This window comes from Acinetobacter sp. 1542444 (genome assembly GCF_000581835.1).
Classification (GTDB): Bacteria; Pseudomonadota; Gammaproteobacteria; order Pseudomonadales; family Moraxellaceae; genus Acinetobacter; species Acinetobacter pittii.
This window is the reverse complement of record NZ_JEYA01000003.1, coordinates 89366-102947: the sequence shown is the minus strand read 5'-3', so window position 1 is coordinate 102947 and position 13582 is coordinate 89366. Positions and strand designations below refer to the sequence as shown.

Annotated in this window: 11 protein-coding genes; 1 reads left to right on the top strand and 10 read right to left on the bottom strand. The window is 38.9% G+C overall.

What is annotated here, in order from left to right; genetic code table 11:
- Positions 1-9: 9 nt before the first annotated feature.
- The 4 genes from gyrA to xerA all read right to left on the bottom strand — a co-directional run bounded on the left by gyrA (position 10) and on the right by xerA (position 6139).
- Positions 10-2724: a DNA gyrase subunit A gene (gene gyrA / locus J580_RS12660; protein WP_032004403.1), complete on the bottom strand. Its 2715-nt coding sequence runs from the start codon at positions 2722-2724 to the stop codon at positions 10-12.
- Between the two features lie 366 nt (positions 2725-3090).
- Positions 3091-4023 (bottom strand): electron transfer flavoprotein subunit alpha/FixB family protein, encoded by a 933-nt coding sequence (locus tag J580_RS12655; RefSeq protein WP_002118921.1) that lies wholly within the window; start codon positions 4021-4023, stop codon positions 3091-3093.
- A 17-nt stretch (positions 4024-4040) separates the two neighbouring features.
- Positions 4041-4790, bottom strand: a complete 750-nt coding sequence (locus tag J580_RS12650; RefSeq protein WP_002118903.1) for an electron transfer flavoprotein subunit beta/FixA family protein — start codon at positions 4788-4790, stop codon at positions 4041-4043.
- Positions 4791-5251: 461 nt separating this feature from the next.
- On the bottom strand, positions 5252-6139 hold the full coding sequence (gene xerA / locus J580_RS12645; protein WP_081403667.1) for a site-specific tyrosine recombinase/integron integrase: 888 nt from the start codon (positions 6137-6139) through the stop codon (positions 5252-5254).
- Positions 6140-6304: 165 nt separating this feature from the next.
- Here xerA and J580_RS12640 point away from each other — a divergent pair, with 165 nt between their 5' ends.
- Positions 6305-6928, top strand: coding sequence for a LysE family translocator (locus J580_RS12640; protein WP_032004401.1), 624 nt, complete (start codon positions 6305-6307; stop codon positions 6926-6928).
- A gap of 45 nt (positions 6929-6973) precedes the next feature.
- Here J580_RS12640 and J580_RS12635 read toward each other — a convergent pair whose 3' ends face one another.
- From J580_RS12635 to J580_RS12610, 6 genes are all read right to left on the bottom strand, one after another.
- On the bottom strand, positions 6974-7579 hold the full coding sequence (locus J580_RS12635) for an alpha/beta fold hydrolase (protein WP_032004400.1): 606 nt from the start codon (positions 7577-7579) through the stop codon (positions 6974-6976).
- A 93-nt stretch (positions 7580-7672) separates the two neighbouring features.
- Positions 7673-8518 (bottom strand): diaminopimelate epimerase, encoded by an 846-nt coding sequence (gene dapF, locus J580_RS12630; protein WP_002118553.1) that lies wholly within the window; start codon positions 8516-8518, stop codon positions 7673-7675.
- A gap of 5 nt (positions 8519-8523) precedes the next feature.
- On the bottom strand, positions 8524-9774 hold the full coding sequence (gene lysA / locus J580_RS12625) for a diaminopimelate decarboxylase (RefSeq protein WP_005067709.1): 1251 nt from the start codon (positions 9772-9774) through the stop codon (positions 8524-8526).
- Positions 9775-9796: 22 nt separating this feature from the next.
- Positions 9797-10018, bottom strand: coding sequence for an LPS translocon maturation chaperone LptM (lptM, locus tag J580_RS12620; RefSeq protein WP_002118887.1), 222 nt, complete (start codon positions 10016-10018; stop codon positions 9797-9799).
- A 140-nt stretch (positions 10019-10158) separates the two neighbouring features.
- Entirely contained in the window at positions 10159-11565 is a 1407-nt protein-coding gene (locus J580_RS12615; protein WP_014207418.1) for an amino acid permease, read from the bottom strand.
- Between the two features lie 315 nt (positions 11566-11880).
- Positions 11881-13374 (bottom strand): alanine/glycine:cation symporter family protein, encoded by a 1494-nt coding sequence (locus J580_RS12610; protein WP_005067705.1) that lies wholly within the window; start codon positions 13372-13374, stop codon positions 11881-11883.
- Positions 13375-13582: the final 208 nt, after the last annotated feature.

Below are 13582 nucleotides of genomic sequence, written 5' to 3'. Positions count from 1 at the left end.
AAGTTTTACTTACTCTTCAGAAGCATCTTCATTATTTGATACAACTTCTTCGCTATCAGTTTCAGTAGTATCTACTTCGCCTTCGAGAAACTCTTCTTCATCTTCGACAGCTTCAATAGAAACAACGCCTACTAGAGTTTCTTCTTCGCTTAAGCGAATTAGGCGTACACCTTGTGCATTACGACCAGTCATCGCAACTTCTGCTGCACGGGTACGAACTAATGTACCGCCATCAGAAATAAGTAACAATTCTTTGGTTTCATCAATAGACACTGCACCAACAAGCTCACCGTTACGTTCGCTTGTCTTAATCGCAATTACACCCTTACCGCCACGTTTCTTAGTCGGGAAGTCATTTACAGGAGTACGCTTACCGTAACCGTTGGCACTTGCACATAGTACTTCACCTGTTTCAGGTACAACCACAAGTGATACGATACGACTTACTAAATTTGAATCTGCTGAATCGTCATTGTCATCTGATTCATCATTTTCAACTTCTGCATCTTCTTCACTTAAAGTACTGCTTGCAAAGCTCACGCGCATACCACGAACACCTTTCGCAGTACGACCCATTGCACGTACGTCAGTCTCAGCAAAACGAATTGCCTTACCTTCGTTCGAGAACAACATGATTTGCTGATTACCATCAGTAATCGCAACACCAATTAAGGTATCTTCTTCATTGAGCTCAATTGCACGTAAACCATTTGAACGGATGTTAGCAAATTGCTCTAAATCAACACGTTTAACCGTACCTGACGCTGTTGCCATAAATACGTAATGGTTTTCTGGGAACTCAGTCAACGGCAAGATAGCTGTTACTGTTTCATTCGCATCTAAAGGTAACAGGTTCACGATCGGACGGCCTTTGGCACCACGTGATGCTTGAGGCACTTCAAACACACGAAGGCGATATACTTTACCTACGTTGGTAAAGCACAGCACAGTCGCATGGTTTGAAGCTACAATCAGATGTTGAATAAAGTCATCATCTTTCATTGAAGTTGCAGACTTACCACGTCCACCACGGCGCTGAGCCTGATAATCTGAAAGTGGTTGAGTTTTTGCGTAACCTGTTTGTGAAACTGTTAATACAACTTGCTCTTCAGGAATTAAATCTTCACGGCTAAAATCAATACGTGATTCAATAATTTCAGTGCGACGTCCATCACCATACTGTTGTAGTACCAGTGCTAACTCTTCGCGAATTACAGCCATCAATAAGTTGAAATCATTCAAAATTGCAGTAAGTTCAGCGATTTGACCTAAGATTTCAGTATATTCTGCATGTAATTTGTCTTGTTCAAGACCTGTTAAACGGTGTAAACGTAATTCTAAAATTGCGCCTACTTGTGTTGGTGATAAACGGTAAATTGAATCGGTTAGACCAAATGGACGATTTGGATCTTCACCTTCGATTTCATCTGGACGAACAGAAATTGCACCAGCTTTTTCAAGCAATGAAACGACCCCACCACCTGCCCACTCACCTGCAAGTAAACGCTCACGCGCTTCAGCAGGGTTAGCAGAAGTTTTAATCGTCTCGATAATTTCATCGATATTGGCTAAAGCAACAGTTAAGCCTTCTAAGATATGACCACGTTCACGTGCTTTACGCAGTTCGAACATGGTACGGCGTGTCACAACTTCTTGGCGGTGACGGATAAATGCCGCAATAATATCTTTCAGATTCATCAATTTTGGTTGTCCATTGTCTAGACAAACCATGTTGATGCTGAATGAGTTTTCAAGTTGGGTATTTAAGAATAAGTTATTTACAACGACTTCAGCGTTTTCACCGCGTTTTAAGTCAATTGCAATACGCATACCTTCTTTGTCAGACTCATCACGAAGTTCTGAAATACCTTCAAGTTTTTTCTCTTTAACCAACTCGGCAATACGTTCAATAACTCTTGCTTTATTTACTTGATATGGAATTTCAGTAAAGACGATGGTTGTACGGCCTGTCTTTTCATCTTCTTCGAAATGGTACTTACCACGAATGTGTAAGCGGCCTTTACCTGTACGGTAGGCATCAACAATACCTGATTTACCGTAAATAATACCGCCTGTAGGGAAGTCAGGACCCGTAATGTATTCCATCAATCCTTCAATCGAGATATTCGGATTGTCAGCATAGGCTAAGCACGCATTCACAACTTCTGTCATGTTATGCGGTGCCATGTTAGTTGCCATACCTACGGCAATACCAGCAGCACCATTAATTAACAAGTTAGGAACACGTGTCGGAAGTACTTCAGGAATACGCTCAGAACCGTCGTAGTTATCTTCCCAATCAACCGTGTCTTTTTCTAGATCTGCAAGAAGCTCGTGTGCAAGCTTGGTCATACGGACTTCGGTATAACGCATCGCAGCTGCGCTATCACCATCAATCGAACCGAAGTTACCCTGACCATCTACCAATAAATAACGTAAGCTAAAGTCCTGAGCCATACGCACAATGGTTTCATAAACAGCTGAGTCACCATGAGGGTGATATTTACCGATTACGTCCCCAACAACACGCGCAGATTTCTTGTAGGCTTTGTTATAGTCATTGCCCAATTCGTGCATGGCATAAAGCACACGACGGTGAACAGGTTTAAGACCGTCTCTCACATCCGGCAATGCACGAGATACGATTACACTCATCGCGTAATCTAAATATGAATGCTTGAGTTCGTCCTCAATGGCAATCGGTCGGATTTCCGATACGCTCATGCATACTCCTTCTTACAGATAGAGATTTCCATCTGCTTATATGTCTTGATCTTGCAAAAAATTTAGTTCCGGAAACTGAACTAAAATCGAAAAAAATATAGCTGTATACTATAGCATAAAAGCACTGTGTAATGTGCGGAATCTACACCGCTAATCTGGTGATATTTGTATAATTTAATTGCATATTATTCTTATCATATCGCTATAACGAGCATGTTCTATTCTTAATAAAACTATGTGATTTTTATTCTATAAAAATCAAACCTCAAATGAGATAAAAGTCTCAGTTATACATTTCAGGACACTATCCATAATAAAAAAACCCCTAGTAAAAACTAAGGGTTTTTTAGCTTTAATCAGTAAAGATTAAAGTTTAGATACCAATTCTGGTACTACAGTGTTCAAATCACCAACTAACCAGTAGTCAGCAACACTGTTGATTGGCGCTTCTTCGTCTTTGTTGATTGCAACAATAACTTTAGAATCTTTCATACCAGCTAAATGCTGGATCGCACCAGAAATACCTACAGCAACATAAAGCTCAGGCGCAACGATTTTACCAGTTTGACCAACTTGGAAATCGTTAGGTACAAAGCCCGCATCAACTGCTGCACGTGAAGCACCTTGTGCTGCACCGAGCTTGTCAGCTAATGGATCAAGTACTTTATGGTAGTTCTCACCAGAACCTACACCACGACCACCAGAAACTACGATGCGAGCCGCAGTTAATTCTGGACGATCAAGCTTAACGATTTCTTCAGATACGAAGTGAGAAATACCCGCATCTTTTACTTCGCCAACTGTTTCAACAGCAGCTGAACCGCCTTCCGCAGCAACTGGATCAAATGCTGTACCACGAACGGTACCAACAATGATTGCTTCGTCAGATTGAACAGTTGCAATCGCGTTACCTGCATAGATAGGACGCTTGAATGTGTTCGCAGATTCAACAGAAATGATATCTGTGATCATGCTTACATCAAGAAGAGCAGCAACACGTGGAAGAATGTTCTTACCAGTCGTTGTAGAAGCAGCTAAAACGTATTTGTAACCTTTAGCCAAGTCAGCAACTAAGCCAGCTACGTTTTCAGCTAATTGGTTTGCATAAGCAGCGTTGTCAGCAAGTAAAACTTTGCTTACACCAGCAACTTTAGCAGCAGCATCAGCAACTGCTTGAGCACCAGAACCAGCAACTAATACAGTAATATCACCACCGATTTTTTGTGCTGCAGCAACAACGTTTAAAGTAGCACCGTTAAGTACTTGGTTGTTGTGGTCAGCGATAACTAAAATACTCATGATTTTATCCTTCCGTATTAGATCACTTTCGCTTCATTTTTCAATTTTTCAACAAGCTCATCTACAGATTTCACTTGTACGCCAGCTTTACGTTCTGCTGGAGCTTCAACTTTAACAGTTTTAAGCTTAGTACCAGCTGTAACGCCATAATCCGCAGGAGATTTTGTATCAAGTGGCTTCTTACGAGCTTTCATGATGTTAGGCAATGCTGCATAACGTGGCTCGTTCAAACGCAAGTCAGTCGTGATGATTGCAGGAAGTGTAAGTTCAACAGTTTGTAAACCACCGTCAACTTCACGAGTCACTTGTACTTTACCGCCATCAACTTTCACTTCAGAAGCGAATGTACCTTGACCAGCACCTAATAATGCACCAAGCATTTGACCTACTTGGTTAGAGTCATCATCAATTGCTTGTTTACCAAGAAGGATAAGTTCTGGTTTTTCAGCTTCAACAACACCTTTTAAAATTTTAGCAACTTCTAAAGCGCCAATTTCATCAGTAGTTTCAACCAAAATACCACGGTCTGCGCCTAGAGCCATTGCAGAACGGATTTGTTCTTGAGCTTCTTTAGGACCAACAGAAACAACAACGATTTCTGATACTGTTCCTTTTTCTTTTAAGCGAACCGCTTCTTCCACTGCGATTTCACAAAATGGGTTAATTGACATTTTTACGTTGGTAAGGTCAACCCCACTATTGTCCGGCTTAACACGAACTTTAACGTTGGCATCAACCACGCGTTTTACAGCAACAAGAGCCTTCATGTAATCCTCGGCTGTTCTAGCAAAAGTAAATGTTGAGAAAAGTATATTAACTCTTCAATTAAAATTTTTTAGGTACCCTATCTTGCAATGTGTTTGGCATTTCGGTCAAGTCACAATTTTCTGGAACAGCACAAAAAAAATGAAATCATCAGTTCATAAAAAAATTTTATACTGCTATGAGGGCCTATTTTATTCTTTTTAAACTGTATTTTATACATTGATTTTTATTATCTTTTTATCTTATTTAGCATATGAGCTAGAAACATAACATTACTTTTAAAAACCTTAAATTTGAGGTTTTTTAGACCCAGTCGTCCACAAAATACCCAAAGATCAAAATGGTCAATTTGGCTGTTTTGACTATTTCTCTTAAACAAATTTGTAAAAAAATACAAATGATCTCTACATTCACCTAAAACTTCTCAATTTAATTATCTATTTATTGAGTCTATTTTTAAATTTTAGTTTTTATGAGCCCTTGGATGAGCTTGATCATATACTTGTGCTAAATGATCAAAATCAATATGCGTATAAATTTGTGTCGTAGACAAATTACTGTGACCTAACATTTCTTGTACTGATCGCAAATCACCACTACTTGATAACATATGGCTAGCAAAACAATGACGTAATAAATGCGGATGTAAATCTACATTTACACCTGCTCTTTGAGCTTGAAGCTTCACTCGCTTTTCAATTTGCCGTGGAGTGAGCGCCCCTCCTCGTAAGGAAATAAAGACAGAGTCATTTTGATCAAAATGTCCTTTCCAAATTTTGTAAACTTTCAACCAGTTTAATAGGCTTTCTTTTGCTTTTTTCCCAAACGGTACAATACGGGTTTTATTTCCTTTACCAGTAATACGAACAAGTTGGCGATTAAAATCTACATCCTTAACTGTTAAACCCTGCAATTCAGCCAAACGCAAACCACTTGAGTAAAGTAACTCAAGCATGGCTTTATCACGTAACCACAATTGCTGATCAACTGGTTTATCCGGCATAGGTTGATCTAAAATTTGATTAACCGTTTCTATGTCGATCATGCCGGGCAAAGGTCTAGGTTGTCGTTTTAACTTAAAATCGTCAGTAGGATTAATTTCTAGATATTTACCTTGTTCAGCCCATTTCATAAATTGACGAATTGAAGTGAGATGACGTTGCATGCTACTTGAACTTAACTGGTCTTGTTCGACACGCTGCGCTAAGTACTCTCTTAAATCTGAAGCTTCAATATTTCTCAAATCTAGTTGTTTGTGCTCGCAGAACTCAAGAAAGCTTTTAACATCTCGTTCATAAGCAGTAATCGTGTGCTCAGATTGATTCTGTATTTTTCTTTCTTTTAACCACATTGAGAGCAGTTGTAATGCAAAATCCAAATTGCTCTCCATTTATTTGTTCATTTTTTTGAGTGTACCAAAAACTATGTGATCATGAAAATTTGATATCGCACAACCTAATGCTGATCTAATTTATATATTACAATTTAAACCAAGTATTCATTGGACCTTGCTGCCATGACCACCATACTCATTCCTTATTTAATTGCGATTACCTTACTTACACTGACCCCTGGTTTAGATACGACTTTAATTATTCGTACAGCAACACTTGAAGGTAAATCGAAAGCGTTTCAAGCAGCAGTAGGTATTTGTCTTGGCTGTATTGTATGGGGAATTGTGGTTGCCTGTGGTCTAGGTGCCTTGCTCATGGCATCTGATCTCGCTTTTAATATTCTAAAATGGATGGGAGTAGCTTATCTAGCATGGTTAGGTTTAAATATGATTTTAAAACCACGTACCCAGCTTGCAGATATGCAAGAGAATAGTTCAAATACCTCTCCTTCACAAAATTGGTTTATTAAGGGCTTTTTGGGTAATTTACTTAATCCCAAAGTTGGTATTTTTTATATTTCATTTCTTCCACAGTTTATTCCACCACAAGCATCGGCCGTTACTTGGGTGATGGGACTGGTAATGATTCATGTGGTGATTGGAATATTATGGTCAACTTTATTAATTTTAGCTATGCAGCCACTGTCACGTTATCTTAAGCAACCCAAATTTGTGAAATATATGGACCGAATTACAGGCAGTATTTTTGTGTTATTTGCTTTGAAATTAGCTTTGAGTAAAAGATAAATTTAAAAAAAAGCGTGCTAACACATAGCACGCTTTTTAAAAGACTTACCTCATCTTTTTTAAATAATCTTTAATTTGTGTGGCCACTTCATCAGCATGTTTTTCTGCCAACTGATGATCTCCACCTTTAACAATATGCAGCCTTGAATTTTTAAATATCTGATTTAAGTATGTTCCCACTTCAACTGGACTCACTGGATCGTTATCACCCCAGATTAATAAGATTTCGACATTTATGTCTGACAGAAACTCTTCATAGTTGGCATTCGTCGTAATAAACCAATCTGGATATTTTAAAAATGCTTGGCGATATGCTTCACGCCAGTCTTGCACATTAAATCGCTTAAGGTTAATTCCACCAGAAGTTGCAATCAAAACCAGCCCTTTCACCAGTTGAGGTTTTTGTAACGCTGCGGCAACGGCAAAAATCCCACCCATTGATTGAGCAATAATTACAGACTCATCATGAATTTGATCGACCACATAATTTGTTAGGTCTTCAAAACTCTTCACTTCAAGGGATTCTGGTGTATCGCCAAAACCGGGGTAACCAATAATTTTTGTACGATAATGCTGAGGTAATTTTTCAATTAAGGGATGCCAAAATGTCGTACTGCCTGATGCACCGGGTAAGAAAATTAAATTATTCATATTTTTATAAAGTTATAAAATTATTCTACATATAAAAGAAAGTCTCTTTTATCATTTTAGATAATAAAAGAGACTTCTATTTTGGTAATGCGATTAGCCTTGGAAATAACGTAAATCCAAACGCCCATCATATACATGAGTTGTTGGACCAGTCATCCAAACCACATCGCCTTCTTGCCATTCAATTTGTAACTTACCGCCAGCAAGTTCAACTTCAACTGAGTTCGCAAGTAAGCCACGGCGCATACCACTTACCGCAGCCGCACAAGCTCCTGTACCACAAGCTAATGTTTCACCAACACCACGTTCAAATACACGTAAACGCACATGTTTTTCATCAATTACTTGCATAAAGCCAGCATTAACACGTTCAGGGAAACGTTTATGTGACTCGACTTGTGGACCAATGCCAGCAACATCTGCAGTTAATACATCTGGAACAATCGTTACGGCGTGAGGATTGCCCATATTGACCACATCAATATTAATGTTCTGGTCGTTAGCTAACTCAAGTGTATATAAAGCTTCTGGTTGTTCTGCAATGAATGGAATTTCATTCGGCAAGAACTTCGGGTACCCCATATTGACGCGAACCCAACCATTTTGTCCCAATTCAGGTTTTACAATACCTGCTTTGGTTTGGACAGTAATACTTGTTTTGGTCGTTAAATGGCGCTCATGTACAAAACGAGCAAAACAGCGTACACCATTACCACATTGTTCAACTTCAGAACCATCAGCATTAAAAATACGATATTTAAAATCTGCTTCCGGTAAATCTGGTGGTTCAACAATTAAAAGCTGATCAAAACCAATACCGAAATGACGATCGGCTAAGCGTTGAATTGTTTCTGTATCCAAATAGGCACGTTGGCTGATTAGATCAACCACCATAAAGTCGTTACCTAGGCCATGCATTTTAGTAAATTCTAACAACATTTCATTTACTCCTCAGGCAACAAGCGTTCATTTTCCCACAGAGATTCAACCGTTTCACGCTCACGAATCAAATGGGCTTTATCGCCTGACACCATCACTTCTGCGGCACGTCCGCGCGTATTGTAATTTGAACTCATTACAAAACCATAAGCGCCAGCGCCAAGAACAGCTAACAAGTCATTTTCTTTTAAAGCCAATGAACGATCTTTACCAATGAAATCACCCGTCTCACAGATTGCACCCACAAGATCCCAAGTTTTTTCTTCAGTATCTGAACTTGGCACTACAGGTTGGATATCCATCCACGCTTCATATAAAGCAGGGCGAATTAAATCATTCATTGCTGCATCAATAATGGCAAAGTTACGGTGGCTCGTTGGCTTGAGCAAATCAACTTTGGTTAAAAGCACACCTGCATTTGCACTAATGCTACGACCCGGTTCCATATAAACCTTGAGACCTAACTTTTCTAAAGCAGGTTTCATTGAGTTGGCATATTCTTCAACACTTGGCGGCGTTTCATCTTTATAACAAACACCCAAACCACCACCGATATCGATGTGTTTAAGAGTAATACCAAGTTTTTTTAGTTCTTCGATCATCAACATGACACGATCTAAAGCATCAACAAACGGTTTAGTCTCGGTCAATTGCGAACCGATGTGGCAGTCAATTCCAATAATTTCAAGGTTTGGTAAAGATGCAGCATATTGATAAGTTTCATAAACGGTATCACTTGGAATACCAAATTTATTTTCTTTTAAACCTGTTGAAATATAAGGATGAGTTTTTGCATCTACGTCTGGATTTACACGTAAAGAAATTGGCGCTTTTTTGCCTAGACGAGCTGCAACCTTTTGAAGACGGTCTAGTTCTGCATAAGACTCAACGTTAAAGCAAGCAATGCCTACATTTAACGATGTTTCAATATCAGCTTCGGTTTTACCTAAACCAGAAAAAACAACTTTAGATGCATCTCCACCCGCTTTTAAAACGCGTGCAAGTTCACCACCTGATACGATATCAAAACCAGCACCAAGTTTTGCCAACACATTAAGAACAGCTATATTTGAGTTAGATTTCACCGCAAAACAGATTTGATGATCAATAAAATCAAAAGCACGGTCCATATCTAAGTAATGTTTTTCAAAAGCTGCTTTTGAATAAACATACAAAGGGGTGCCAAATTGCTGCGCAAGCTGCTCCATAGAACATTGCTCTGCATGCAATACTCCATTAATGCGAGTGAAACTCATGAATGTGTCCTTATTTCAAAGCTTAAGGTGAAGTTGTTTGGGTTGGGGCTGATGATTCAACTGGCTGTTCAGCCTGCTCATCCTGTTGAACAACTTGTTTCTGTTCTTTATTACGATAGAGCAAGTATTTCGCACGTTTGTCATAATTCGGATCAGAAGGTAGCTGTAATGCTCCTGACTGACCACAAGCGCTAAGCAAAATACTGCTGCTCAATAAACTGATGAGGCAAATGACACGACGCATCTGAGCACCTGATTTAAACAATTCGATGCAGTATACCGTGATCATGCAGGCGGCTAAAGAGTAAACTTAAAGAGAAAAACAATATGCATAAAAAACGCCAGCTTTTCAGCCAGCGTTTGATCATAACCAAATAAATTTAATTACTTTTTATGACGTGGTTTATAGAAGAAGAAATAACCAATGATCAAGATAACAAACCAAATTGGGCTGACTTTAAGCGCTTTGAACGTATCTGGTTCTAAAGACAGCACATAAATCATGCCAATAAAGAAAATAATCGTGATCCAACATGTAAATAGACCACCCGGTAATTTAAATGTTGATTTTGCATGTAGCTCAGGACGCGTAGTGTAGTAACGGATATAACTCCAGATAATGAGTAACCACACGCAAATGAACAGAATCGTTGAAAGCGTCGTTGCAAGCGTAAATGCCTCAACTGTATTTGGTACAAAATACTGTAATGCCGCACCTAACAATAAACACGCAGCAGAGAAATACAATGCATTTGCCGGTACCGCACGTCTGTTCAATTTACCAAAAGCTTTTGGTCCCTGATCTTCACGAGATAGACCAAACAACATACGGCTTGTTGAAAACACACCACTGTTCATTGATGACATCACTGATGACAATACAACCAAGTTCATCAAGATCGCTGCTGCTGCAACACCAGCTTGGCTAAACAAGTTTACAAATGGACTGATCGCAGGATCAATTTTATTCCAAGGTGTTACAGACATCACAATCAATAATGCCAATACGTAGAAAATAATGATACGGATTGGAATTGAGTTAATTGCTTTTGGTAAGTTACGTGCTGGGTCTTTCGTTTCCGCAGCCGTTGTTCCCACAAGTTCTACACCAACGAAAGCAAAAATTGCGATTTGGAAGCCTGCCAAGAAACCATGTACACCTGTTGGGAAAAAGCCACCGTTAGCCCAAAGATGAGTAAATGATGCAACTTCACCTGTACTTGAGGTAAAGCCTGTAAAGATCATCCATAGACCCACAGCGATTAAAATAATAATCGCAAGAATCTTAATGAGCGCAAACCAGAACTCTAACTCACCAAACAAGCGAACTGTTAACAGGTTTAAACCCATAATAAATACAATCGCGGCAACACTGATCATTGCCCCTTCGACAGGCGAGAAAGGTAGACCATTATTGAAGAATTGTAAGTAGTAGATAATTGCAGAAAGGTCAGCGATACCAATCGTGATCCAACATAACCAGTATGTCCACCCTACAAAGTAACCCGCCCATGGACCGATTAAATCTGTTGTGAAGTCAATAAATGATTTATAGGCAAGGTTTGAAAGAAGTAATTCGCCAAGCGCACGCATGACAAAAAACACCATCACACCAATAATCAAATAAATGAATAAGATCGACGGACCAGCAAGGCTAATTGTTTTGCCTGATCCCATAAATAATCCGGTACCAATTGCACCACCAATCGCGATTAGTTGTAAATGCCGATTGGAGAGGCTTCGATGGAGCTCACCTTGTTCATGAGGCTCGCTCAGATTTTGATTCGACATTTTATAAATACACTCCAGTAATTTTTTTAGTCCGTTAGCTAAATTCAAATCAAAAAGACGATATCGCACCATTTGCAGGTATCTTTTAAATTTATATTTTTTGACAACTTTTCAGCTAACCAATTTTGTCTGTATTGCTGATGATTCCAAGCTACATACAATTATGGCCGATAATACGCACAAGCCTATTGCAATACAACGGACTCTCAAGTCAACTTTTGTCGTACTTGCTTAACTTTCGCATATATAAAAAGGCTACCAGTGAAGTAGCCTTTTCGATTAAGGATCAGGAAATAAATTTATCTTTTGAAAAATTTACTTTTGTTTATTCTTCAATCTTTCTTCCCAGAATGTCGCATTTTTAATTCCTAATTTAACAGGGTCAAATGTGTACTCTGTTACTCCAGCTTTTTGCTGCGCTTCATAATCTTTAAGAGCTTTAATTGTTGGCTTCCATACAAAATAAGTCACAATAATTCCGACAATATTAATCCATGCCATTAGACCGACACCAATATCACCAATACCCCATATATAACCGGTTGCACTTAAAACCCCATAAGATACAGAGAGAATAATAAAGCACTTGGTCACAAATAATAACGATGGAGATTTAGTAATATAGCTGAGATAAGTAATGTTAGTTTCAGCAATATAGTAATACGCAACGATTGTTGTAAAAGCGAAGAAGAACACAGCCAACGCTACGAAGATTTGGCCAAAATTACCAAACATTGTACTCACTGCCATTTGGGTAAAAGCAGGAGAACCTATTTCTACAGTAGCTCCAACATTTTGTACAATAAATTGACCAGCTTCTAATGTACCTTGTACGTTATACATACCTGTAATTAAAATCATAAATGCTGTTGCAGAGCAGACGAATAATGTATCGACATAAATCGAGAATGCCTGTACAAAACCTTGTTGAGCTGGGTGTTGAACTTCTGCTGCGGCGGCTGCATGTGGCCCTGTTCCTTGCCCTGCCTCATTTGAATAAACACCACGTTTTACCCCCCAACCGATTGCAGCACCAAGACCAGCCATAGGAGAAAAAGCATCTTCAAAAATTAATTTGATTACACCAGGTAGCTCGTGAATATTCGCAATCACAATAACAACAGCCATTAGAATATAACCAGCTGCCATAAAAGGAACAACGAATTCAGCAAAACGTGCAATCCGTTTAATCCCACCAAAAATAATGATAGCGAGTAAACCAACAATCACCACAAGTGCTACAATTTTAAACAGGCCAATATCACCAAAAATAATTGCCCCTTCACCTGTAATTTGTGTAAATGCCTTACCTACTGCATTTGCTTGAATTCCCGGTAAGAACAAACCACAAGAAATAATTGCTGCTATAGCAAATACGATGCCTAACCAACGCTGTCCTAGTCCTCTGTCAAAATAAAAAGCAGGACCACCACGATATTGCCCTTGATATTCGACTTTATAGATTTGACCTAAAGTTGATTCTACATATGCCGTGCTTGCTCCTAAAAATGCAACCAACCACATCCAAAAGACAGCACCGGGCCCACCAAAGCCAATTGCTGCCGCTACACCCGCAATATTACCTACACCTACTCGTCCCGATAATGAAACAGCTAAGGCTTGAAATGATGAAATCCCCTGTTCTGAAGAAGTACCCTTTATTAATAGTCTGGCCATTTCCTTCATTTGACGCACTTGAACAAATCTTGTCAAAATAGAAAAAAATAAACCCGCGCCTAAGCACAGGTAAATAAGTGCCTTACTCCAAATAATGCCATTAATCCAATCAACAATTTCTGCTGCACTCATAGATATCAACCTTTTGTATTTTTAAAATACAATACTCATATTATTTTGTTCGTTTTCACTTCAGCAATATCCATGCCATATCTATAATAAACAGCTAGATACATACTCCAGTAAAAACACCGTCCTTGGGGAATAGATTAGATTTTTTATATCCACTGAAAACAAACTTTATCTGACTTGTAAAAATCCAATATCGTGTTATTTTTGG